Annotated in this window: 22 protein-coding genes; 13 read left to right on the top strand and 9 right to left on the bottom strand. The window is 17.5% G+C overall.

Annotated features, from left to right (window positions below):
- Positions 1-35: 35 nt before the first annotated feature.
- The 3 genes from GJT92_RS02050 to crr all read left to right on the top strand — a co-directional run bounded on the left by GJT92_RS02050 (position 36) and on the right by crr (position 2,687).
- On the top strand, positions 36-290 hold the full coding sequence (locus tag GJT92_RS02050) for an HPr family phosphocarrier protein (protein ID WP_168919827.1): 255 nt from the start codon (positions 36-38) through the stop codon (positions 288-290).
- Between the two features lie 150 nt (positions 291-440).
- Complete coding sequence (gene ptsI, locus GJT92_RS02055) at positions 441-2,168, top strand: phosphoenolpyruvate-protein phosphotransferase PtsI (protein WP_168919828.1); 1,728 nt, start codon at positions 441-443, stop codon at positions 2,166-2,168.
- A gap of 12 nt (positions 2,169-2,180) precedes the next feature.
- Positions 2,181-2,687 (top strand): PTS glucose transporter subunit IIA, encoded by a 507-nt coding sequence (crr, locus tag GJT92_RS02060; RefSeq protein WP_168919829.1) that lies wholly within the window; start codon positions 2,181-2,183, stop codon positions 2,685-2,687.
- Between the two features lie 122 nt (positions 2,688-2,809).
- On the opposite strand, the gene ruvC is transcribed toward crr, so the two are convergent.
- From ruvC to aspS, 3 genes are read right to left on the bottom strand one after another with little or no spacing between them, the layout of a single operon-like run.
- The gene (ruvC, locus tag GJT92_RS02065; RefSeq protein WP_168919830.1) at positions 2,810-3,277 is read right to left on the bottom strand and encodes a crossover junction endodeoxyribonuclease RuvC; all 468 of its coding nucleotides are present in this window, start codon (positions 3,275-3,277) and stop codon (positions 2,810-2,812) included.
- A gap of 46 nt (positions 3,278-3,323) precedes the next feature.
- Complete coding sequence (locus GJT92_RS02070) at positions 3,324-4,043, bottom strand: YebC/PmpR family DNA-binding transcriptional regulator (protein ID WP_168919831.1); 720 nt, start codon at positions 4,041-4,043, stop codon at positions 3,324-3,326.
- Between the two features lie 7 nt (positions 4,044-4,050).
- Positions 4,051-5,817 carry an aspartate--tRNA ligase gene (gene aspS / locus GJT92_RS02075; protein WP_168919832.1) on the bottom strand — a complete coding sequence of 589 codons (1,767 nt, stop codon included), beginning with the start codon at positions 5,815-5,817 and terminating at the stop codon, positions 4,051-4,053.
- Between the two features lie 755 nt (positions 5,818-6,572).
- On the opposite strand from aspS, the gene argS reads away from it, so the two are divergent.
- From argS to potC, 5 genes are all read left to right on the top strand, one after another.
- Positions 6,573-8,303, top strand: a complete 1,731-nt coding sequence (argS, locus tag GJT92_RS02080; protein WP_168919833.1) for an arginine--tRNA ligase — start codon at positions 6,573-6,575, stop codon at positions 8,301-8,303.
- Positions 8,304-8,398: 95 nt separating this feature from the next.
- Complete coding sequence (gene mnmA / locus GJT92_RS02085; protein ID WP_168919834.1) at positions 8,399-9,499, top strand: tRNA 2-thiouridine(34) synthase MnmA; 1,101 nt, start codon at positions 8,399-8,401, stop codon at positions 9,497-9,499.
- 182 nt (positions 9,500-9,681) lie between these two features.
- Positions 9,682-10,809: a spermidine/putrescine ABC transporter ATP-binding protein PotA gene (potA, locus tag GJT92_RS02090; RefSeq protein ID WP_168919835.1), complete on the top strand. Its 1,128-nt coding sequence runs from the start codon at positions 9,682-9,684 to the stop codon at positions 10,807-10,809.
- Positions 10,784-11,650 (top strand): spermidine/putrescine ABC transporter permease PotB, encoded by an 867-nt coding sequence (gene potB / locus GJT92_RS02095; protein ID WP_168919836.1) that lies wholly within the window; start codon positions 10,784-10,786, stop codon positions 11,648-11,650. The genes potA and potB overlap by 26 nt, the downstream gene beginning before the upstream one ends.
- Positions 11,643-12,443, top strand: a complete 801-nt coding sequence (potC, locus tag GJT92_RS02100) for a spermidine/putrescine ABC transporter permease PotC (RefSeq protein WP_168919837.1) — start codon at positions 11,643-11,645, stop codon at positions 12,441-12,443. Before potB ends, potC begins: the two co-directional genes overlap by 8 nt.
- A 20-nt stretch (positions 12,444-12,463) precedes the next feature.
- Here the strand turns inward: potC and mutM are convergent, their stop codons facing one another.
- The 5 genes from mutM to rpmH form a co-directional block, all read right to left on the bottom strand.
- On the bottom strand, positions 12,464-13,279 hold the full coding sequence (gene mutM / locus GJT92_RS02105; RefSeq protein ID WP_168919838.1) for a bifunctional DNA-formamidopyrimidine glycosylase/DNA-(apurinic or apyrimidinic site) lyase: 816 nt from the start codon (positions 13,277-13,279) through the stop codon (positions 12,464-12,466).
- 6 nt (positions 13,280-13,285) lie between these two features.
- Positions 13,286-14,650 carry a tRNA uridine-5-carboxymethylaminomethyl(34) synthesis GTPase MnmE gene (gene mnmE / locus GJT92_RS02110; protein WP_168919839.1) on the bottom strand — a complete coding sequence of 455 codons (1,365 nt, stop codon included), beginning with the start codon at positions 14,648-14,650 and terminating at the stop codon, positions 13,286-13,288.
- A gap of 19 nt (positions 14,651-14,669) precedes the next feature.
- On the bottom strand, positions 14,670-16,304 hold the full coding sequence (yidC, locus tag GJT92_RS02115; protein WP_168919840.1) for a membrane protein insertase YidC: 1,635 nt from the start codon (positions 16,302-16,304) through the stop codon (positions 14,670-14,672).
- 117 nt (positions 16,305-16,421) lie between these two features.
- Positions 16,422-16,769 carry a ribonuclease P protein component gene (gene rnpA, locus GJT92_RS02120; RefSeq protein ID WP_168919841.1) on the bottom strand — a complete coding sequence of 116 codons (348 nt, stop codon included), beginning with the start codon at positions 16,767-16,769 and terminating at the stop codon, positions 16,422-16,424.
- A gap of 4 nt (positions 16,770-16,773) precedes the next feature.
- The gene (gene rpmH / locus GJT92_RS02125) at positions 16,774-16,929 is read right to left on the bottom strand and encodes a 50S ribosomal protein L34 (RefSeq protein ID WP_168868597.1); all 156 of its coding nucleotides are present in this window, start codon (positions 16,927-16,929) and stop codon (positions 16,774-16,776) included.
- Between the two features lie 182 nt (positions 16,930-17,111).
- On the opposite strand from rpmH, the gene dnaN reads away from it, so the two are divergent.
- Together dnaN and gyrB are read left to right on the top strand one after the other, a co-directional pair.
- Positions 17,112-18,239 carry a DNA polymerase III subunit beta gene (dnaN, locus tag GJT92_RS02130; protein WP_168919842.1) on the top strand — a complete coding sequence of 376 codons (1,128 nt, stop codon included), beginning with the start codon at positions 17,112-17,114 and terminating at the stop codon, positions 18,237-18,239.
- A gap of 36 nt (positions 18,240-18,275) precedes the next feature.
- Positions 18,276-20,687 (top strand): DNA topoisomerase (ATP-hydrolyzing) subunit B, encoded by a 2,412-nt coding sequence (gene gyrB, locus GJT92_RS02135; protein ID WP_168919843.1) that lies wholly within the window; start codon positions 18,276-18,278, stop codon positions 20,685-20,687.
- 50 nt (positions 20,688-20,737) lie between these two features.
- Here gyrB and rpoZ read toward each other — a convergent pair whose 3' ends face one another.
- Positions 20,738-20,989 (bottom strand): DNA-directed RNA polymerase subunit omega, encoded by a 252-nt coding sequence (gene rpoZ / locus GJT92_RS02140; RefSeq protein ID WP_168919844.1) that lies wholly within the window; start codon positions 20,987-20,989, stop codon positions 20,738-20,740.
- A gap of 195 nt (positions 20,990-21,184) precedes the next feature.
- On the opposite strand from rpoZ, the gene ppa reads away from it, so the two are divergent.
- The 3 genes from ppa (at position 21,185) to GJT92_RS02155 (ending at position 25,068) form a co-directional block, all read left to right on the top strand.
- Positions 21,185-21,724 (top strand): inorganic diphosphatase, encoded by a 540-nt coding sequence (gene ppa / locus GJT92_RS02145; protein WP_168919845.1) that lies wholly within the window; start codon positions 21,185-21,187, stop codon positions 21,722-21,724.
- 290 nt (positions 21,725-22,014) lie between these two features.
- Positions 22,015-23,262, top strand: coding sequence for a phosphopyruvate hydratase (eno, locus tag GJT92_RS02150; RefSeq protein ID WP_168919846.1), 1,248 nt, complete (start codon positions 22,015-22,017; stop codon positions 23,260-23,262).
- 60 nt (positions 23,263-23,322) lie between these two features.
- A complete protein-coding gene (locus tag GJT92_RS02155) occupies positions 23,323-25,068 on the top strand; it encodes an ATP-binding cassette domain-containing protein (RefSeq protein WP_168919847.1) in 1,746 nt (581 codons plus the stop codon).
- Position 25,069 lies beyond the last annotated feature (1 nt).

Here is a 25,069-nt window from a genome sequence, read left to right on the forward strand (position 1 = left end):
AATATTTTAAATATATCAAATTTTAGGATAAAGTAATGTTAGAAAAAGAAATTATTATTCATAATAACAATGGTTTTCATACACGTCCAGCAGCACTTTTTGTAAAAGAAGCAAAAAATTTTGTATCAAATATTACAATTACTTCTAATGGAAAAACAGTAAATGCTAAAAGTTTATTTAAAATACAAACATTAGGATTAACTAAAGGTACTTTAATTACTTTAAAAGTTTCAGGAAAAGATGAAAAAAATGCAATAGAACATTTAATAAAAATAATTCAAAAATTATAAATTAATTTCTAATTTTTATGAAAATACTTATAATTTTAAAATTATTATTTTATTTGATAAAATTAAATTATAAATTTTTTATAAAAATTATTTTAATTTTTTTAAATTTAAATATAAAAATTATCATGTAATAAATAGGGGTAGAAAAATATGATTTCAGGAATTTTAGCTTCTCCTGGTATTTCTTTTGGTAAAGCATTTTTATTAAAGATTGATAATTTTATTATTAATCATAATAAAATTACTAATAATCAAATAGATTTAGAAATTAATAAATTTTTAAATGGGCAAAAAAAATCTGTAAAACAATTAGAATATATAAAAAATAATTCATTAAAAAAATTTAGTTCTAATAAATTATCAATTTTTGATGGACATATTCTTTTATTAAAAGATGAAGAAATGACTAAAGAAGTTATATTTTTAATAAAAAATAATCTTTTATCAGCAGATAGTGCAGTAAATTTAGTAATAAAATCTCAAATAAAAATTTTAAAAAATTTAAAAGATAAATATTTAAAAGAAAGAATTATTGATATTAAAGATATAGGAAATCGTTTAATAAAAAATATTTTAGGTTTAAATACTAAAAATTTAGATGAAATTAATAGTAAAGTAATTTTAATTGCAAAAGATCTTACACCATCAGAAACTGCTCAATTAGATTTAAAAAAGATTTTAGGTTTTATTACTGATTTAGGTAGTAAAACTTCTCATACTGCTATAATGGCTCGTTCATTAGAAATACCTGCTATTGTAGGTACTGGTAATATAACTACAAAAGTTAAAACTAATGATTATATTATTTTAGATAGTATTAATAATAATATTTTTATTAATCCTACAAATGAAATAATTAAAAAAAAAAAGATAATATATAATAAATATATAATAGAAAAAAATGAGTTTAAAAAAAAATGTATTTTACCTGCTATAACTAAAGATAATTATAAAATTAAAGTTTGTGCTAATATAGGTTCATTAAATGAATTAAAAAATATTATAAAAAATGGTGCTGATGGTATAGGTTTATATCGTACAGAGTTTTTATTTATGAATCGAAATTCTTTTCCTTCCGAAGAAGAACAATTTCATGTTTATAAAACAGTAACAAAAGAAATGAACAATAAACCTGTAATCATTAGAACAATGGATATAGGTGGAGATAAAAAAATACCATATATGAATTTACCTAAAGAAGAAAATCCATTTTTAGGATATAGAGCTATTAGAATTAGTATAGATCGTAAAGATATTTTACATACCCAATTAAGAGCACTTTTAAGAGCATCTATTTTTGGTAAATTACATATTATGTTTCCTATGATAATCTCAATAGAAGAAGTTTTTTTTTTAAAGGAAGAATTAAATTTTTTAAAAAAACAATTACAAAATGAAAAATATGATTTTAATAAAAATATTCCTATAGGAATAATGGTAGAAACTCCTGCATCTGCTATAATAGCTCATCATTTAATAAAAGAAATTGATTTTTTTAGTATTGGAACTAATGATTTGATACAATACACTTTAGCTGTAGATCGTGGTAATGATTTAATTTCACACTTATATAATCCAATGCATCCTGCTGTATTTTATTTAATAAAAAAAGTAATAGATGCTTCACATTCAGAAGGAAAATGGACAGGAATGTGTGGTGAATTAGCAAGTAATGAACATTTTATCCCTGTATTATTAGGTATGGGATTAAATGAATTTAGTATGAGTGCTATTTCTATTCCAAAAACAAAAAATATTATTTGTAGAATAAAAATGAAACAAGCTATAGAATTAGCTAATAATGTTTTATTACAATCTAATATTAAAAATATAAAAAATTTATTATTAGAATTTAACAAAAAAATTAATCTTTATTAAAAGGTGATAAATATGAATATTTTTTCTAATTTTTTTAAAAAAAAATGTAAAAAAGTTAGTATTACTAAAATATTTGCTCCTATTACGGGAAATATAATAAATATAGAAAAAGTTCCTGATGTTGTATTTTCAGATAAAATAGTAGGAGATGGTATTGCTATTGATCCTACAGAAAATTTTATAGTTTCTCCAGTTGATGGTATAATTGGTAAAATTTTTGATACTAATCATGCATTTTCTATAAAAACTAAAAATAATATAGAATTATTTGTCCATTTTGGTATTGATACAGTAAATTTAAAAGGTAAAGGATTTAAAAGAAAATTTAATTTTGAAAAAAATAATAAAGTTAAAAAAGGTGAAATTATTATTGAATTGGATTTAGATTTTTTAAAAAAAATAGCTAAATCTATATTAACTCCAGTAGTAATTTCTAATATCGAAGAAATTACTAAATTTGAAAAATATTCAGGTAAAGTTATTGCAGGTATTGATCCTATATTAAAAATTTATAATTAATAAAATTTTAATTTTATAAAAAAATATTTTCTTAATAATTTATTTTTTAATAAAAAATAAATTATTAAATGTTTCCAAATAATTAAATTTAATTAGATTTTTTTACGTAAATAATTATTTTTTTATAATAAAATACGACTATGTGTAATGGCAATTGCTAATGCATCAGCAGCATCAGTTTTAGGATAAAAAGGTAATTTTAATAACATAAAAACCATATCTTGTACTTGTTTTTTTTTAGCATTTCCTATTCCGACAACAGTCATTTTTACTTTACTTGCTGAATATTCAAAAACAGAAAGGTTATGATTAACAGCAGATACTATAGCAGCACTTCTTGCATGACCTAATTTTAAAGCAGAATCAGCATTTTTAGCCATAAAAATTTGTTCTATAGCGAAATTATCTGGTTTAAATTTATTTATTATTTTACTTACATTATTATAAATTATTTTTAATCTTGTAGGAAAATCTTTAATTTTTAAAATTATACATCCGCTATCAATATAAATTATTTTTTTCCCATTTTTTTTAATTAAACCGTATCCTGTTACTCTAGAACCAGGATCAATACCTAAAATTATTGTCATAATATTATTAATCTTTTTTTTATAAAACTAATAAATATAATATTTATTATATTTCAGCATTGTGATAAATTTTTTTAATATCTTTACATTTTTTAGATAAAAATAATAAATTTATTAATTTTTTTTTTATAAAAATATTTATTTTTTTTTTAAAAAATGGTTTTATTATTAATTCTGTTTTAATTGGTTTTATTTTTAATTTTTTTATTTTTTTAGTAAAAAATTTATATTTTTTTTGTGTAAAAATTATTTTAATATTTTTTTTATTAAAAATAATATTATGTGTATTTAATTTTTTAGCAATATCAATAATATTATTTGAATTATTAATAGATGAATATGTTACATATATTTTTTTTTTAAAAATATAATTTACTGTACCAGTTTTATATAAATTACCTCCTACTTTATTTAAAATATGACGTATAAAAGAAACAGTTCTATTATTATTATCTGTTAAACATTTTATCATTAATGCAACATTATCAGGACCATATCCTTCATAAAAAATTTCTTTTAATTTATCATTTTTTTTATTATTTATATTTTTTTTTAGAATATTATTAATAGTTGAACGATTTATATTGAATGATAATGCTTTTTCTATAACTAAACGTAATTTAGAATTATATTTTGGATTTGTTTCTTGACCTATTTTTACTGCAGAATTTAATTCTTTAATAATTTTTGAAAAAATTTTATCTTTTTTATTATCTTGTATTTTTTTACGATAACGTGTATTAGACCATTTATTATGTCCTGACATAAAAAAATTATCCTTTATATTTTGTATATGATAATCCTAATTCTTTCAGAAAATTATAATTAATAATATTAGGAGATTTTGTTAAAAGACATGTTGCTGAAGTTGTTTTAGGAAAAGCAATTACATCACGAATATTATTTGTATTAGCTAATAACATAACTAATCTATCTAACCCTAAAGCTATTCCCATATGTGGTGGTGTTCCAAATTTTAATGATTTTAAAAAAAATCCAAAATTTTTTTCTTGAATTAATTTATTAATTTTAAGAATATCAAATATTTTTTTTTGTATTTTATAATTATGTATTCTAGAAGAACCACTACCTATTTCATAACCATTAATTATTAAATCATACGAATCTGATAAAATTTCTTCAAGATTTTTATCTTCTAGTATATTTTTTAAAAATACTTTTTTTGGAGATGTAAAAGGATGATGTACTGAAACTAAATTTCCTATTTTATCTTTTTTAAATAATGGAAAATCTATAACCCATAAAGTAGACCATTTATTATGGTTAATTAAATTAAAATCTTTTCCTAATTTTTTTCTTAATAATCCCATAGATGAAATATTATCATTTACTATTTCTGTTCCAATAAAAATAATGTCATTGTTATTAGCATTATTTTTATAAATAATATTTTTTATTTCTTTATTACTTAAATTTAAAGAGATAGTATTAGTCTTATTATTTAAAATATTAATTAATTTATTATTATAAACTTGATATATATTTAAATCCTTCGTACCATGTTTTTCTATATAGTATTTATATTTTTTGAAACTTTGTATTTTTATATTATTTACATATTTATTTTTAATAGAAATAGAAATTATTCTATTTTTATTTTTTTTTTTATTTTTTTTAATAAAAAAATTAGTTAAATTTATAAGTTTTAATTTATTTCTTAAATCAGGTTTATCTGTTCCAAAATTTTTCATTGATTCATTATAAGTTAAAATTTTAAAGTTATGTAATGATATATTATTTATTTTTTTCCATAAATTAAATATTATTTCTTCTATAAAAGATATAAAATTTTTTTGTTTTGTAAAAGATATCTCTATATCAATTTGAGTAAATTCTGGTTGACGATCTGATCTTAAATCTTCATCACGAAAACATTTTGCTATTTGATAATATCTATCTAATCCTGCAATCATTAATAATTGTTTAAATATTTGAGGTGATTGAGGTAATGCATAAAAATTATGTTTATGTATTCTACTAGGTACTAAATAATTTCTAGATCCTTCTGGAGTTATATTTGTTAATATAGGAGTATCAATATTTAGAAATTTATTTTTTTCCAAAAAATTTCTAACATAAGAAATTATATTTGATCTTAATTTAATTATTTTAATCATTTTATTTTGTCTTAAATCTAAATATCTATATTTTAATCTAACTTCTTCTTTATTTATAGTATTTATATCAATAGGTAAAGGTTTAGATTTATTAAATATAAATATATCAGATACAATAATTTCTATTTCTCCAGTAAATAAATTAAAATTTTTATTTTTTTCTTTTCTTTCATTTATTATTCCTTTAATTTTAACACAAAAATTATTACGTAATTTAGTTGCTATATTATATGCTAATTTATATTTAGGTGTAAAAATAGCTTGAATTATACCTTCTCTATCTTTTAAATTTATAAAAATTAATTTTCCTAAATTTCGATAATTATCTACCCAACCATAAATAATTATTTCTTTATTGATAAATTTTTTATTAATATGACCACAATAAATTTTGTTTTTCATTTTATATAACCTTTTTTAATGAAAATTAATATATTTATTTTATAATAAATAGTAATTTTTTTTATGTAATTAATTTAAATTTTAATGTATTTTAAATTATATCTTTTATTTTATTATGTAAATTATCTATAATAATTATATAATAAAAATATAATTTAAATTAATTTGTAAATATTCTAAAAAATAATAATCTAAAATAAATTAAATTTAGTAATAAAATATTATTCTATATATTTTAGATAATAATTTTATTTAATAAATATATTTTAAATTAAATAAAAAAATTAACTTTAATAATTTTAATTATATTAAAATAATTAATATAATATATATATAAAAATTATAATTAAATATTTTTAAAATTTTATAATAAAATTATTTTTATTTTTATTAATATTTAATATTACATATTTTAAAAATTATATTTGCTTATTAAAATATATATTTAATTTTAATTTATTATATTTTTAAATAAAATATAAAGTATATTTTAGTCATTTGTTTAAATAAAATTTAAATAATATAATTAAATAATTTAAAAAATTATTAATTTTAATAATTAATTACAAAAAATTAAATAATTTTATTTATATATAAAATATATTTTTTAAATTATTTTCAGAAAAAAAATTTAGTTATAGTAATTTATATATTTTAATTTTTTTAATTATAATATTAAAAATCAAATTTTAAAAATCAAATTTATTATTTATTAATTAATTAAATATTTAAATTAATATAAAAATAGGTAATATATGAATATAAAAAAAATTCTTTCAAAAAAAATTCATAAATCAATGATTAAAGCAGGTATACCATCTAAATATAATGTAGTATTACGTCAATGTAAAAAAATAGAATTAGGACATTATCAAATTAATGGTATTATATCTGCAGCTATTTCTTTAAAAAAAAATCCTAATGATTTAGCTATAAAAGTAGTAAAGTATTTAAATTTAAAAGATATAATATCTAAAATTAATATATCTGAATTAGGATTTATTAATCTTTTTATTAAAAAAAAATGGTTATCAAAACAAATAAATTTATTATTTACTTCTAAAAAATTAGGATTAACACAAAAAATTATATCTGAAAACATTGTTGTAGATTATTCTAGTCCTAATATAGCAAAAGAAATGCATGTAGGTCATTTAAGATCTACAATAATAGGTGATTCTATGGTAAAGATTTTATCTTTTGCTGGACATAATGTTATTAAAATTAATCATATTGGTGATTGGGGTACTCATTTTGGAATGATTATTGCTTTTTTAAATTATGAAAAAAAAAAAAACAATATTTTAATATCTGATATAGAAAAATTATATACAAAAGCACGAAAAAAATATTCTGAAGATATAAAATTTGCAATAGAATCAAGATCTTATGTAGTTAAATTACAAAAAAAAGATCCTCTTTGTGTACAAATATGGAAAAAAATAGTTAATATTACTATGAATTATAATTATCAATTATATAAAAAACTTAACGTAGAATTAACTTCTAAAAACACTATGGGTGAAAGTATATATAATGATATGCTACCAAATATAATTACAGATTTAAAAAAAAAAGGAATAGCCATTAATGATAATGGAACTATTATTATTCCTATAAAAGGACTAAAAAATAAAAAAGGTAAATTAATGGCTGTAATTATTCAAAAAAAAGATGGAGCATATCTTTATGCAACAATAGATATTGCTTGTATTAAGTATCGTTATAAAATTTTTAAAACACATCGTATTATTTATTACGTAGATTCGCGTCAAAATCAATATTTAAATCAAATTTTTAAAATAGTTAAAAAAGCACATTATGTACCTTCTAATGTCAAATTAGAACATCATATGTTTGGAATGATATTAAATAAACATAATAAACCTTTTAAGACAAGAGAAGGAAAAAATATAAAATTAAATAATTTAATAAATGAATCTATTAAAAGATCTAAAAAAATAATTATTAAAAAAAATCCTTCTATAAAAAAAAATGAGTTAGAAAATTTATCTCATATAATTGGAATAGGAGCTATAAAATATGCTGATTTATCAAAAAATAGAATTAATAATTATGTTTTTAATTGGGATAGTATGTTATCTTTAGATGGAAATACATCTTTATATATTCAATATGCTTATGTAAGAGCAAAATCTATTTTAAAAAAAGTTGATATTGATTTTAGTAATTTATTAGACTTAGAAATTAAATTTGTAAATTATTCTGAATTTAAACTTGCTGTAACATTTTTAGATTTTGAGGAAATTATATTAAAAATAGTTGATAAAGGTACACCACATTTATTATGTAATTGGTTATATAAAATTACAGTATTATTTTCTATTTTTTATGAAAATTGTAAAATTTTAAATTTACAAGATAATTTATTAAAAGTAAGTAGATTAAAAATTGTTTTTTTAACTTCTTTATTTTTAAAAAAAGGATTATTTTTGTTAGGGATAAAAACTACAAAAAAAATGTAAAAATAATAATAAATATATTATTTATTTAATAAATAATAATATACTATATAATTACATAATTTTATATTTATTAAAAAATTTTTTAAAAAATTTATATGCTTAAAAAAAAAGTAATAATTGCAATGTCAGGAGGCATAGATTCTTCTTTTTCTGCTTGGTTATTAAAAAAACAAAATTATCAAGTAGAAGGATTATTTATGAAAAATTGGGAAGAAGATGATATAAATAATAATTGTAATATTAAAAAAGATTTATTTTATGTAGAATATATTTGTAAAAAATTAAATATTTTTTTACATAAAATTAATTTTGCAACTGAATATTGGGATTTTGTTTTTCAAAAATTTCTTTCTGAATATAAAAAAGGATATACACCAAATCCTGATATATTATGTAATAAAATAATTAAATTTAAATACTTCATGAATTTTGCTATTAAACATTTAGGTGCAGATTATATTAGTACAGGTCATTATGTTCGTTGTAAAAAAATAAAAAATAAATATTTTTTATTAAAAGGAATAGATTTAAATAAAGATCAAAGTTATTTTTTATATACAATAAAAGAGAAACAATTAAAAAAAATTTTATTTCCTATAGGAGGTTTAAAAAAAACAGAAATAAGATATTTTGCTAAAAAATTTAAATTTATTAATGCTAAAAAAAAAGATTCAACAGGAATTTGTTTTATAGGTGAAAAAAATTTTCCTAATTTTTTAAATAAATATTTGTCTTCAAAAAAAGGAAATATAATTGACATTAACGGTAATGTTCTTGGTAAACATAAAGGATTAATCCATTATACCATAGGACAAAGAAAAAGAATTGGTTTAGGAGGATCTTTATCCTATGGCAATAAACCATGGTATGTTTATAAAAAAAATATTAAAAAAAATACTCTAACCATTGTACAAGATAGAAAAAATTTATATTTATATTCTATTGGATTAATTTTAAAAAAAATAACTTGGATTGATAATAATTATAGACCTCATATTTCGAAAATATATACCCTTAAAACAAGATATAGACAGAAAGAAGTCAAATGTAAAATAATTTTTTTAAATAATAAAAAAATTAAAGTATATTTTAATTCTCCTATATTTAGTGTTACTCCAGGTCAATCAGCAGTATTTTATTATAAAAATATTTGTTTAGGGGGTGGTATTATAGAAAAAGAAATTTCAGTAATTTAATTTTATTATATTTTTTCAATTTATTCTAATAGAAAATAAATTTTTTACTATAAAAAATAAAAATTTTCTAAAATTTAATTTTTAATTTTTAAAAATCATCAGTTATAAAATTTAATTTTTATTAATTAGTTTATATTAATAAGTTTATTAAATATAAATTAATATTTAATTAGAGTATTTTTATGAAAAAAAAAAATTTTAAAAATGTATTAATTAATCTTAATAATATAAATAAATCTTTTTTAGGTAAAAAAATTATTTCTAATTTAAATTTAAATATAAATAATGGAGAATTTATTACTTTATTAGGACCTTCTGGTTGTGGGAAAACAACAATTATTCGTTTAATAGCAGGTTTAGAAAAAGTAGATAGTGGTTCTATTATATTAGATAAAAAAGAAATAACAAAAATTCCAGCAGAAAAAAGACAGATAAATACTGTTTTTCAAAATTATGCTTTATTTCCTCATATGTCTGTTTTTGATAATATAGCTTTTGGATTAAAAATGCAAAAAAAAACAAATAAGGAAATAATAAAAAAAGTTGAAAAGATATTGAATATAGTTCAATTACAAAAATTTATAAATAGAAAACCTCATGAATTATCTGGAGGACAACAACAAAGAGTTGCTATAGCAAGAGCAGTAATTAATCAACCTAGGATATTATTATTAGATGAATCATTATCAGCTTTAGATTATAGATTACGTAAAAAAATGCAGAATGAATTAAAAGCTTTACAAAGAAAATTAGGTATTACTTTTATATTAGTTACTCATAATCAAGAAGAAGCTTTAAGTATATCAGATCGTATTATTTTAATAAAAAATGGAAAAATTGAACAAGAAGGAACTCCTAGAGAAATTTATGAAGAACCAAAAAATTTATTTGTTGCTAAATTTATAGGTGATATTAATATATTTGATGCTATTATTATAAAAAAATTATATAACAATCAAGTACAAGCAAATTTAGAAGGTTATATATGTAATCTTAAAGTTACATTTCCTGTTTTTCCTGGAGAAAAAATACATGTTTTATTAAGACCAGAAGATTTAAAGATTAAAGAAATTAATAATAATGTTAATTTAACATCAGGTATGATTGGTTACATAAAAGAAAAAAATTATAAAGGTATGACTTTAGAATCTATATTAGAACTTAAAAATGGGAAAATTATTATTGTAAGTGAATTTTTTAATGAAAATGATCCTTACATGGATCATTCTCTTAATCAAAAAATGTTAATAAATTGGGTTGAAACATGGGAGGTTGTTTTACCTTATGAAAAAAATAATAGAATATATTAAAAAAATTATAATTTTTTTAATTACTAGTTGGTTATTATTATTTATTTTTTTACCAAATATAATAATGATTATTATTAGTTTTTTAAAAAAAGATAATTATAATTTAATTATATTTAAATTTTCTTTTTATAATTATTTAAAATTATTAAATTTTTTATATATTAAAGTTTTTATAAATTCTTTATTTATTTCATTTATTACTACAATTATATGTCTTTTGATAGGATATCCATTTGCATGGTGTTTAATAAAAATATCTTCTAAAAAAAGATCTTTAATGTTATTTCTTTTATTTTTACCATTTTGGGTTAATTCTTTAATTAGAGTATATTGTTTAAAAATATTTTTAGGAATTAATGGATGGTTAAATTATATTTTACTTTATTTAAAAATAATTAATAATCCTATTCGTATAATATATACTCCTACAGCCATAATTTTAGGATTAATATATATTCTATTACCTTTTATGATTGTTCCAATATATGCTAGTATTGAAAAATTAGATAAATTTTATATAGAAGCAGCAAAAGATTTAGGAGCTCCATTATGGAAAAATTTTTTTTATATAATAATTCCTTTAACTATTCCGGGAATTATTGCTGGATGCTTATTAGTTTTTTTACCTAGTATGGGTTTATTTTATATTTCTGATTTAATGGGTGGAGCTAAAAATTTATTAATAGGAAATATTATTAAAAATCAATTTCTTAATATTAGAGATTGGCCATTAGGAGCTGCAACAAGTACCATAATAACATTATTAACCGGATTTTTTTTAATACTATATTTTAAAATCATAAAATTTTTAAATAAAAAGGAATTTCAAAATAATGTTTAAATATATTTCAAGAATTATTTTTATGTATTTAATTTATTTTTGGTTTTATATTCCTATTATTCTTTTAATCATAAATTCTTTTAATTCATCACGTTATGGAATAATATGGCAAGGATTTAGTACTAAATGGTATTACGAAATTCTACATAATACTGCTTTATTAGAAGTTACATATCATTCCTTAGTTATTGGAATAATGACTGCTACTTTCACAACTTTAATTGGTTTATTAACAGCTCTATCATTATATCATTATAATGATTATATAAAATCATTTATAAGTATTTTATTATATATAGTAATTATATCTCCTGATATTGTTATGGGTATTTCTTTATTATTATTGTTTGTATTATTAAACTTTACTTTAGGATTTTGGTCTTTATTATTTTCACATATTACTTTTTGTTTACCTTATGTAGTAATTACTATTTATTCTAGATTAAAAAATTTTAACATTTATATATTAGAAGCAGCAAAAGATTTAGGAGCTAATGAAATAATTATTTTAACAAAAATTATATTTCCTTTAATATTACCAGCAATTATTTCAAGTTGGTTATTAAGTTTTGCTTTATCTATGGATGATATAACAATATCAACATTTGTTACAGGACCTGAATACGAAATACTTCCATTAAAAATTTATTCAATGGCTAAAATTGGCATAACTCCAGAAATTAATGTTTTATCAACAATACTAATAATTATTTCTTTATTTTTAGTTATTTTAAGTAGAATTATTTTAGGAAAATCAAAAATATATAATCAAATTACGTCTTTATTAAATTAAATTTTTTATTTTAAAAATATTTATTTTTGACATTTAGAACAAAAAAAAGTACTTCTGTTTCTTAAAATTATTTTAATAATTGTTTTTTTACAGATTTTACATAATTTATTTTTTTTACCATATACAAAAAAATATTTACAAAAATTACCTATATTTCCATTAGGTTGTCTATAATCTTTTATAGAAGAACCACCATACTTAATTGATTTATTTAAAATAAATTTAATATTTTTAACTAAAAAAGTAATTTCTTTAAAATTTAAAGTACTTGATATTCTTGTAGGTAATATTTTAGATAAAAATAATATTTCATTAGCATAAATATTGCCTATTCCCGTTACCATACTATTATCCATTAACATTATTTTAATAAAAATATTTTTTTTTTGTATAAAATTATATAAATATATATTATTAAATGAATATTCTAATGGTTCAGGACCTAATTTTTTTAAAAATATGTTTTTTTTATAATTTTTTTCTTCCCATAACCAAAAACCAAATTTTCTAATATCTGTATAACGTAAAATTAAATTATTATTAATAATTAAATCAATATGATCATGTTTATGATAAGAAGAGTATTGTTTATTAATTAAAAATAATTTTCCCGTCATACCTAAATGTATAATAATTGTATTATTTATTAAAACAATAATTATATACCTTCCTCTTCTTTTAATATCTAAAATTTTTTGATTTTTTATTTTTACTATGTCTTCTGAAATAAAATATTTTAATTTTTTATTTCTAACAATAGAATAATTAATTATTTTTCCTTTTAAATATGGTTTTATTATGTTTATAATAACTTCTACTTCAGGCAGTTCAGGCATAAAATTTTATTTACCAATGCAAAATTGAGAAAAAATATTTTTTAATAAATCTTTAGAAGTAAATTTTCCAGTAATAGAATCTAATTCTTTTTGTATTAATCTTAAATCTTCAGATAATAATTCTATAGAATTTGTTTTTAAAAAATTTTTTTGACCTTTTATTAAAAATTTATATATATAATTTAAAGAATTAACATATCTTTCTCTAGCTGTAAATTGATCTTCATTATTATTAGTAAATATAATTTTTTGTTTAATAAAATTCATTAATAATGATATTCCTTTCATATTCTTAATTGATAATCGTATAGTTACATAATTATAATTATTAGTTATTTCTGGAATATTATTTGTCATATCTATTTTATTACGTAAAATAATCATAGGAGTATTTTTCAAAAATTTTTTTAATTTAATCTTTATTATTTTTAGTAAATTATTTTCAGATATTTTATCTTCTACTACTAAAAATAAATAATGAGATTTTGTTATTTCCTTAAAAGTTTTTTTAATTCCTAAAATTTCAATTTCATTATTAGTATTTCTAATACCTGCAGTATCAACTATTTCTATAGGAACAGAATTTATATAAATATTTTCACGTAAAATATCTCTAGTTGTTCCAGGAATATTAGTAATTATAGAAATATTTTTATTAGTAATAATATTCATTAAACTAGATTTACCAGAATTAGGTGGACCAATTAAAGTTATTTTAATACCTTCTTTAATTCTTATTCCATTATTAACATATTTTTGAATATTTATTAAATTATTTAATAATTTTTTTAGTGTTTTTTTAATATTAGAATAAAAAATGATAAAATTAATTTTTAAATCAAATTCAAGAAATGATTCTATTTGTACTCTTAAATTAGTAATGATATTTGAAAATTTTTTTAACAATAAAGAAAATTTTCCATTCATTAAATTTGCTGCTGAAAATACTGCAGCTTTTGAATTAGCTGAAATAATGTCAGCAATTGCTTCTGCTTGAGTTAAATCAATTTTTTTATTTAAAAAAGCTCTTTCTGAAAATTCACCAGGATTAGCAATTCTAATACCAGGTATTGCAATAATATTATTAATTAATAAATCTAAAAGTATAGTACTTCCGTGACATTGTAATTCTAAAATATCTTCTCCTGTAAAAGAATGAGGTTTTGGAAATAATAACACAATACCTTTATCTATAATTTTATCTTTATAAAAAAAAGGTAAATAATGTGCATATCTTGGTTTTATATAATTAAGTTTTAATATATTTTTTATTACATCTAAAACTTTGTTACCAGATATTCTTATAATTCCTATACTACCTTGACCTAAAGAAGTTGCTCTTGCAACTATTGTATATTTATTTTTTTCCATAGTTTTTAAAATTAAATTATTAAATTTTATAATTTTTTTTATCTATTATATAAAATATCCATTTTTGTTGTAATATTGTAATTAAATTATTAATTATGTAATATAAGACTAATCCTGAAGGGAGCCATAAAAAAAATAAACTAAAAAAAATAGGTATAATATATGAAATTTTTTTTTGTAAAGGATTATTATCATAATTATTTTTTGAAGTTTTTTGAATAACTAACATAGTAATACTCATTAATATTGGTAAAATATAATATGGATCTTCAGAAGATAAATCTTGTATCCAAAATAAAAATGAAGCATGTCTTAATTCTATAGAATTAGTTAATACATAATATAATGCTAAAAAAATAGGCATTTGTATAATAAAAGGTATAAAACCAGAAAATGGATTTAATTTTTCTTTTTTGTACAATAGAAATATTTCTTGACTAAAACGTTTTTTATCATTACCAAATTTTTCTTTAATTTTTTTTATTTTTGGTTGTAAAAAATTCATTTTAGCTATGGTAATATATTGTTGTTTTGATAATGGATATGTAATAATTCTTATAATTATAGTAATAATAATTATTGAAAAACCCCAATTTCCTATTAAATTAAATAATAAATTCAATAATTTAAATAATGGTTTAGATAAAAACCATAAAAAACCATAATCAATAGTTAAATCCAAAAATGGAGCAATTTTTGACATTTGTTCTGGAATTTTAGGACCTATCCATAATTTTGATAAAAAAAATTTTTTTTCTCCTGATAAAATTAAATAATTAGAAGATTTAAATCCAATACTTATAACATCATTAGATAACTTTTTTATATATATATTATTTTTTTTAGAAAGATTAGGAAGAATCCAAGCTGAAACAAAATATTGTTGTAACATAGCTATCCAGCCGTTTTTAGCATTAATACTAATATTATTATTTTTTTTTATATTAGAAAATTTATATTTTTTAAATTTATTATATTCAGTCGAATATGCTATATTATAAAATGTTTTAATAGTAATACTACTATGTTTTTTTTCTAAATATTTTTTAGGTATATTACTAGAATGGTTTATTTTTCCAAATATAGATATATTAATAGGATTTTTTGTTTTGTTAAAAATTTGATGATTAATAATTATTGAATAATTTCCTTTTATAAAAGTAAATATTTTTATATATAAAATATTTTTTTTATTAAAAATTAAAGGTACTTTTAATATATTTTTATTTTTTTCCAATTGAAAATATTTTTTTTTTGAGAAAAAAATTTCATTTTTATAAACATCTTCAATTTTTTTAAAATTATCTTCTTGTGAGATACCAGATTTAATTTGATATATAAAATCAGATTTATTTTTTAATAAAGTAAAAAAATTTTTAGAATTTAATTTATTTGAATAATCTAGTAAATATACTTTTTCAATATTACCTCCATATGGATTAATATATAAAAGAAATTTATCAGTTTTAATCACAATATTATTTTTTTTAATTATATAAAAAAATTTTTTATAATTTTTATGATTAAGAATCTTTTTACTAATAATTATTTCTGTATTATTTCTTTTATAATTATGTATTTTTTCCCAATTATGAAAAATTATATAACTAAATAAACAAAAAATAATTAAAATAATATTATTTTTAAAATACATTATTAATCTCACATTAATTTATTAATTTATTGAAAGTTATATTATAAATTACAATAAAAATAACTTAATTTAAATTTATAAAAATAAAATATTTAAAATAAGTTTTATTTCAAAAAATTAATTTATTTTATAAATATTCCATATTTTTTCTAAATATATTTTACAATAAAAATTATTTATTTTTAGAATATTTTTATTATTTATCATAATAATATAATCCATATTATAAAATATATATTGATTTAAACGAAAATATTCCCGAATAATTCTCTTAAATTTATTTCTAATATTTGTTTTTTTAATTTTTTTTTTTGGTATAATTATACCAATTCTAGAATATTTTAATTTATTTATATGACTTAAAATAGTAAAATACTTATTTTTTATTTTATTTGGGTGATTAAATATAAAATTAAAATTTAATGAAGTTAAACGTTTTTTTTTAGAAAAATGAAAATTATTCACTTTTTTATTTAAATTTTATTTTATCTGATACAGTCAAATAAACACGATTTTTAGCACGACGACGATTTAAAATATTTCTCCCATTATGTGTTTTCATTCTGGTTCTAAAACCATGAGATCTTTTTCTTTTCAATATAGATGGTTGAAAAGTACGTTTCATTTAAATTTATACCTATATATATTTATATATAATTTATTATTACATAAAAAAAATATTTTATATATTTTTTTTTTAAAATATTTAAAATAAATTAATAATTTAATTACTAACATTATTTAATATGTTATCATTATAATGATAATGTTTTATGTTATATATTTAAATTAAAAAATAAAAAATTTATGGAATATAGTATTATAATTAATCGTGAATTATTAATAAAACCATTACAATATATTACAAATATTATTACTAATCGTTCCGTATTACCAATAATTAATAATATTTTAATAGAATTTTTAGAAAATGGAATAATTATTTTTAAAAGTACTAATTTAGAAATAGAAATAGTATCTATTTTAAATAATAAATTTAACAAAAAAAAATATTCTATTACAATACAAGGAAAAAAATTTTATAATATATGTTATAGTTTACCCAAAAATAAAGATATTAAAATTTTATTTAACAAAAATCAAGCTGTAATATCATCACAAAAATGTTATTTTACAATAACTATTTTTCCTGTAAATAATTTTCCTGGTATAAATTTTATAAAACATGATATAAAATTTAATCTTACTCATAATATGATAAAAACATTTATAAATGCTACTTATTTTTCAATAGCTAATAATGATGTAAGAAAATATTTAAATGGTTTGTTATTACAAATTAAAAATAATATTTTAAATGTTGTATCAACTGATGGGCATCGTTTATCCATTTATACTTCATATATTTTTAACACAAAAATAATTGATGACTATTCTGTAATTATACCACGTAAAAGTATATTTGAATTATCAAGGTTAATTAAAAATACTGATGAATTAGTAAATATAAAAATTAATAATGATAATATCTGTTTTATTTTTAATAATTTAAAATTTACATCTAAACTAATTAAAGGTGAATTTCCTGATTACTTAAAAATTATACCTAAAATATTTCATAAAACTATTAAAATTAATCGTATTATATTTAAAAATGCTTTACATAGAATTTCTATTCTTGTAAATGAAAAAACTAAAGGAGTAACATTATCATTTAATGATTATAATTTAAAAATTTTTAGTATCAATATTAATAATGAAATGGCTGAAGAAATATTAGAAATAGAAAAATATGATAATAAAATAAAATATGATATTGATATATCAATAAATATTAATTATTTAATTGACGTAATAAATGTATTAGATGGTAATATTATAAAAATATCTTTTATTAATAATATTTCTAGTATTAAAATAGAAGATATTTATAATAAAAATAAATTTTATTTAATCATGCCAATGAAAATTTAAAATTTAATTTAATATAAAGATATGTGAGAGTTTAATTTGACCAATAAATATTATGATTCATCAAGTATTCAAATTTTGAAAGGTTTAGATGCTGTAAAAAAAAGACCAGGTATGTATATAGGAAATACAGATGATGGTACAGGTTTACATCATATGGTATTTGAAGTTATTGATAATTCTATAGATGAATCTTTAGCAGGTTTTTGTAAAAAAATTAATATTGTTATACATAATGATAATTCTATTTCTATTATTGATGATGGTAGAGGGATACCTACTGGTATTCATAGAGAGGCAAAAATATCTGCAGCAGAAGTAATTATGACTGTATTACATGCTGGAGGAAAATTTAATAATAAATCATATAAATTATCTGGAGGATTACATGGTGTAGGTATTTCTGTAGTAAATGCTTTATCTAAAAAATTAGAATTAACTATAAAAAGAAATGGGAAAATATATAAACAATTTTATTATAATGGTTTCCCTAAAAATCGATTAAAAGTAATTGGAATTACTAATTTAACAGGTACTCATATTAGATTTTGGCCTAATTATAATATTTTTAATAAAATTCAAATATTTAATTATGAAATTTTATCTGAAAGATTAAGAGAATTATCATTTTTAAATTCAGGATTATTTCTTTCTATAACTAATAAAAAAGATAATAAATATAATTTTTTTCAATATACTGGAGGAATAAAAGAATTTATTAAATATTTAAATAAAAATTATGATCCAATTCATAAAAATATTTTTTATTGTTATACAAAAAATAGCTCTATTAATATAGAAATAGCCATGCAATGGAATAATTCTTTTAAAGAAAAAATATGTTGTTTTACTAATAATATACCTCAAATACAAGGAGGAACACATTTATCTGGATTAAAATCTGCTATAACACGTACATTAAATTCATATATAGATAAAGAAGGATATAATAAAAAAAAAAAAATAAATATAACAGGAGAAGATACTAGAGAAGGATTAATAGCACTTATATCTATTAAAATTACTAATCCTAAATTTTCTTCTCAAACTAAAGAAAAATTAATATCATCAGAAGTAAAATCATTAGTTGAATGTTATGTAAATCAACAATTGATGTTTTTTCTATTAGAAAAACCTCGAGATGCTAAAAATATAGTAAATAAAATTATATATGCAGCAAAAATAAGAGATACATTAAGAAAAACTAGAGAAGTAATAAAAAATCAAAATTTTACAGAAATATCTAGATTACCGGGAAAATTATCAGATTGTCAAGAAAGTAATCCCGCTCTATCTGAAATTTATTTAGTAGAAGGAGATTCAGCTGGTGGTTCAGCAAAACAAGGTAGAAATAGAAAAAATCAAGCTATTTTACCATTAAAAGGGAAAATTCTTAATGTAGAAAAAGCTAAATTTAATAAAATTCTTTCTTCTCAAGAAATAATTACTTTAATTACTGCTTTAGGTTGTAATATTAGTTCTGGAAAATATAATTTAGAAAAATTAAGATATCATAATATTATTATTATGACAGATGCAGATGTAGATGGAGCTCATATTCGTACTTTATTATTAACATTTTTTTATAGACAAATGCCTAAAATTATTGAAAAAGGACATATATATATAGCTCAACCTCCTTTATATAAGGTAAAAAAAGGTAATCAAAAATTATATATTAAGAATGATGAAGAAATGACTTTATATAAATTAAAAATAGCTTTAAAAAAAGCAATTTTTTATTTTAAAGGAGCAAAAGAAAAATTATCTGATAAAAAATTATGGATCTTAGCAAAAGAATTTAATTTTGTTAAAAAAATTATAAAATTTTCTAAATATATATTTTTAAAAAAAATATTTTATGCATTATTATATAATTTAAAATTAAATAAACTTGATAATTATAATAATGTTAAATTATGGTTAGATAATTTATTATTATATTTAAATAATAATTTTATAAATACTATATTTACAGGATCAATTAATAAAAATATAGAAAAGAATGTTTTTGAACCTATAATATATGAAAATAAATATGGAAATAAAAATAAATATTTATTAAATCATGATTTTTTTATTAGTACAGAATATAAAAAAATTTTTTTATTAGGAAATAAATTAATTTCTTTAAAAAAGAAAAAAATTTATTATGTAAAAAAAAATAAAAAATGTAAAAATATTAATTCTTTTGAAGAAGGAATTAAATGGTTATTAAAAGAATCTAAAAATAGTTTTACTATACAAAGATATAAAGGATTAGGAGAAATGAATCCAAATCAATTATGGGAAACAACTATGAATCCTTTAACTCGTAATATGTTGAAAGTTACTATTGAAGATGCAAAAAAAGCTGACCAATTATTTTCAACTTTAATGGGTAATGAAGTTGAACCAAGAAGATTATTTATAAAAAATAACGCATTACAAGTAATGAATATTGATATTTAATATTTAATATTTAACTAATTCTATTATAATGGAATTTAATTGAAATAAAATTAATAATTATGTAAGTCTATTGTTTCCAATTTTTTTTCTGTATTTTTTTCATACTTATTAATTATTTTTTTATTAATTAAACCTTGTTCAATTTCTCTTAATGCTAAAATAGTTGTTTTATCATTTTTTTCTACTAATAATGGAATTTTTCCTCTTATTTGTATTTGTCTTGCTCTTTTAGAAGCAACAATAACTAAATCAAATCTATTACCTATTTTTTTAACAGCTTTTTCTACTGTAATTCTAGCCATATTTTTTTTCTTTATAAAAAAATTATTAATTAAATTGTTAATTTTATATTTTATATAAAAATATTTAATAATTTATATCATAAACGTATATATTTTTAATATATATAAATTGTAATATATATATTATAATAAAATACGTTTAAAATATACAATAATTAATATTAATATTTTAAGTTTAATGTAAGGTAATTAAATATGAATTTTAAAAATATTTCTTCTGGAAAAAATATTCCTAATGATATTAATGTAATAATTGAAATATCTTTAAATTCAAATCCAGTAAAATATGAAATTAATAAAAAAAATGGAGTATTATTTGTTGATCGTTTTATTCTTACTCCAATGTTTTATCCATTTAATTATGGATATATAAATAATACCTTATCCTTAGATAAGGATCCTTTAGATGTAGTTGTAATAACTCAATATCCGATTTTACCTGGTTCTGTAATTAGATGTCGTCCTATAGGATTATTAAATATGATAGATGAATCTGGTAATGATAATAAAATAATTGCAGTACCACATAAAAAAATTTCTAAAGAATACTATTTAATAAAAAATATTAAAGATTTATCTATTTTATTACAAGAACAAATTATATATTTTTTTAAACATTATAAAGATTTAGAAAAAGGAAAATGGTGTAAAATTAATGGTTGGGAAGATTTAAAAAAAGCACATGAAGAAATTTTATTTTCTATTAATAAATTTAAAAAAAATAATATTAATTAGTAATATTTTTAATATATAAATATTTTTAAAAAAAATTTTAATAAATAACATTTATATTATATTTTAATTAAATTTTAATAAAAAATATTTTTTTAAAATAATTATTAATAAAATTTTGTTAATTAAAATAAATTTTAAATTAATATCAAAAAAATATTAAAATAAAAAATTAAAATATTTTATAAAAAAAATTAATTAATTTTTTATAAAAAAATAATTTTAATAATTTAATTAATTATTTATTTATAAATTCTAAATAAGATTTATATTTTATAAATTAAGGAATTATAATGTCTAAAATAAAAAAAATAATAGGTAGAGAAATTATTGATTCTAGGGGTAATCCGACTATTGAAGCAGAAGTTCATTTAAATAATGGTATAATAGGAATGGCTTCAGTTCCTTCTGGTGCTTCTACAGGATCTAAAGAAGCAGTAGAATTACGTGATGGAGATAAAAAAAGATTTTTAGGTAAAGGAGTTTTAAAATCTATTAATATAATTAATACTACTATCAATAAATATTTATTTAATCAAAATTCATTAAATCAATCATATATAGATAATATTATGATTAATATGGATAATACTAATAATAAAGCTAATTTTGGAGCAAATACAATTTTAGCTGTTTCCTTAGCTAATGCTAGAGCTGCAGCAAAATTTGAAAATATTCCATTATATAAATATATAAGTATTATTAATAATACCTCAGAAAATTTTTTTATGCCATTACCAATGATTAATATTATTAATGGTGGAAAACATGCAGATAATAATTTAGATATACAAGAATTTATGATTCAACCTATTAGTGCAAAAAATATAAAAGAAGCTATACGTTATGGTTCAGAAATTTTTCATCATTTATTTTATGTTCTTAAAAAAAATAAAATGATTACATCAGTAGGTGATGAAGGAGGATATGCTCCAAATTTAAATAATAATAGTGAAGCATTTGATTTAATATCAGAAGCTGTTAAAAACGCTGGATTTATTTTAGGTAAAGATATCACTTTTGCTATTGATTGTGCCGCTTCTGAATTATTTTATAATAAAAAATATAATTTAAATAGTGAAAAAATAAGTCTTTCTTCAAAAGAATTTACACATTTTTTATTTAATTTAACAAAAAAATATCCTATATCTTCTATAGAAGATGGTTTAAATGAATCTGATTGGAAAGGTTTTATTTATCAAACAAAATTATTAGGTAATAAAATTCAATTAGTAGGAGATGATTTATTTGTTACTAATACTAAATTTTTAAAAAAAGGTATAAAAAATAAAGTTGCTAATGCAATTTTAATAAAATTAAATCAAATTGGGTCTCTTACTGAAACTTTATCTACAATAAAAGTTGCTAAACAAGCAGGATATAAAATAGTTATTTCACATAGATCAGGAGAAACAGAAGATTCATTTATTTCTGATTTAGCAGTTGGTACTAATGCTGAACAAATTAAAACTGGATCTATGAGTCGTTCTGAACGAATATCAAAATACAATCAATTAATTAGAATAGAAGAAAAATTATAAAATAATTTTTATAAACTATGTTGTGTTTTTACTCAACATAGTAAAAAGTAATATTTTATTATGAAAACATATAAAGAAAAATATATAATCTTTTGGTTAAAAAAACAGAGTTTTTTTGCTAAAAATTTATTAAAAATGTCATATTTATTAAATATTATTAATATTTTTGTAATTGTAATTCAAAATTGGATTTTAGCTAAACAAGTACAATTTTTTTTTATTGAAGAAAAAAAAAATAAAATTTTTTATTATTGTATAATATTACTTTTTTGTTTTATTATTAAATCATTATTAATATTTTTAATTAATAAAATTAATTTTAATTATAGTCAAATAATAAAAAATATTATTCGAAAAAAAATTATAAATAAATTATTACATCAATATTATGAAAAATTAAAAAATAAAATGTCAGGAGCTGATTTATCTCTAATTATAGATCAAGTAGAAAATTTACAAGATTATTATAAAAAATATGTACCTCAATTATTCACTATTAAAATAACATCTTTAATAATTTTAACAACTATATTTTTTATTAGTTGGATAACAAGTTTTTTACTTATTATTATAAGTATATTAATTATTTTTTTTATAATATTAATTGGGAAAAAAACTATAAAAAAAAATAAAAAAAATTTTAAAATATTATCACTTTTAAATGGATTTTTTTTTGATAGATTAAAAGGAATAGAAACTATTAGATTATTTAATTTTAAAAAAATAGAAATAAAAAAAATTTCTTTATATATTGAAAAATTTAGAAAAAAAAACATTGAAATATTAAAAATTGTTTTTTTAACTTCCGCAGTTTTAGAATTTTTTATTAATATTTCTGTAGCATTTATTGCCATCTATTTTAGTTTTATATATTTAAATATCATAAATTTTGGATTTTATAATAAAAATATTAAATTATTTCATAGTTTTTTTACATTAATTTTAATTTCTGAATATTTTCAAAATTTTAATAATTTAGGAATACTATATCATGTTAAATCTAAAGCAATTGGAGCTGCTAATAATATTATAAAATTATTAAATAATAAAAAATTTAATAATTTAAATATGAAAAAAAACTATTTTTTAAAAAAAATAAAAAAATTAAAAATAGAAGCTAAAAATTTAGTAGTTAAAAATAAAATAGGAAATATATTAATAGGACCTATATCTTTTAAAATAAAATCTAAAAAAAATATAATTATTAGTGGACCTAATGGTTGTGGTAAAACAACATTATTTAATGTTTTATTAGGTCTTATCCCATATAATGGATCATTAAAAGTTAATAATATAGAATTTAAAAATATAAATTTATATAGTTGGTATAAACAAATATCATATGTTAAACAGAATCCTACACTCCCTGCTATAACAATTAAAAAAAATTTATTTTTTAACAAAAAAATAAATAAAAAAAAAATACAAAAAATTATAAAAAAAATTGGTATAATAGATTTTATTAATAAATTACCCAATAAATTAAATACAATTCTTAATAAAAAAAATGTATGTTTATCAATTGGACAAATACAAAGAATAGTTATTGCTAGATCTTTAATTAAAGATAATATTTTATTATTATTAGATGAACCAATAAATAATATTGATATGAAAAATCAATATAATATTATGAAAATAATACAAAAAAATACTTTATTTTTTAATATTAGTATAACTATTACTCATAAAATATATAATGTTTGTTATTATGATGAAATTTGGCATATGAAAAACGGTAAAATTATAAAAAAAATATATCCAAAATTAAAAAAAAAATTTTTTTTTAAAAAAAGGAATTTTTAAA

This window comes from Enterobacteriaceae endosymbiont of Donacia clavipes (assembly GCF_012570365.1).
Lineage (GTDB): Bacteria > Pseudomonadota > Gammaproteobacteria > Enterobacterales > Enterobacteriaceae.

Coding starts and splice junctions, on each gene's coding strand:
- GJT92_RS02050 (WP_168919827.1), top strand. CDS start 36: ATGTTAGAAAAAGAAATTATTATTCATAATAACAATGGTTTTCATACA.
- ptsI (WP_168919828.1), top strand. CDS start 441: ATGATTTCAGGAATTTTAGCTTCTCCTGGTATTTCTTTTGGTAAAGCA.
- crr (WP_168919829.1), top strand. CDS start 2,181: ATGAATATTTTTTCTAATTTTTTTAAAAAAAAATGTAAAAAAGTTAGT.
- ruvC (WP_168919830.1), bottom strand. CDS start 3,277: ATGACAATAATTTTAGGTATTGATCCTGGTTCTAGAGTAACAGGATAC.
- GJT92_RS02070 (WP_168919831.1), bottom strand. CDS start 4,043: ATGTCAGGACATAATAAATGGTCTAATACACGTTATCGTAAAAAAATA.
- aspS (WP_168919832.1), bottom strand. CDS start 5,817: ATGAAAAACAAAATTTATTGTGGTCATATTAATAAAAAATTTATCAAT.
- argS (WP_168919833.1), top strand. CDS start 6,573: ATGAATATAAAAAAAATTCTTTCAAAAAAAATTCATAAATCAATGATT.
- mnmA (WP_168919834.1), top strand. CDS start 8,399: ATGCTTAAAAAAAAAGTAATAATTGCAATGTCAGGAGGCATAGATTCT.
- potA (WP_168919835.1), top strand. CDS start 9,682: ATGAAAAAAAAAAATTTTAAAAATGTATTAATTAATCTTAATAATATA.
- potB (WP_168919836.1), top strand. CDS start 10,784: ATGAAAAAAATAATAGAATATATTAAAAAAATTATAATTTTTTTAATT.
- potC (WP_168919837.1), top strand. CDS start 11,643: ATGTTTAAATATATTTCAAGAATTATTTTTATGTATTTAATTTATTTT.
- mutM (WP_168919838.1), bottom strand. CDS start 13,279: ATGCCTGAACTGCCTGAAGTAGAAGTTATTATAAACATAATAAAACCA.
- mnmE (WP_168919839.1), bottom strand. CDS start 14,650: ATGGAAAAAAATAAATATACAATAGTTGCAAGAGCAACTTCTTTAGGT.
- yidC (WP_168919840.1), bottom strand. CDS start 16,304: ATGTATTTTAAAAATAATATTATTTTAATTATTTTTTGTTTATTTAGT.
- rpmH (WP_168868597.1), bottom strand. CDS start 16,929: ATGAAACGTACTTTTCAACCATCTATATTGAAAAGAAAAAGATCTCAT.
- dnaN (WP_168919842.1), top strand. CDS start 17,112: ATGGAATATAGTATTATAATTAATCGTGAATTATTAATAAAACCATTA.
- rpoZ (WP_168919844.1), bottom strand. CDS start 20,989: ATGGCTAGAATTACAGTAGAAAAAGCTGTTAAAAAAATAGGTAATAGA.
- ppa (WP_168919845.1), top strand. CDS start 21,185: ATGAATTTTAAAAATATTTCTTCTGGAAAAAATATTCCTAATGATATT.
- eno (WP_168919846.1), top strand. CDS start 22,015: ATGTCTAAAATAAAAAAAATAATAGGTAGAGAAATTATTGATTCTAGG.
- GJT92_RS02155 (WP_168919847.1), top strand. CDS start 23,323: ATGAAAACATATAAAGAAAAATATATAATCTTTTGGTTAAAAAAACAG.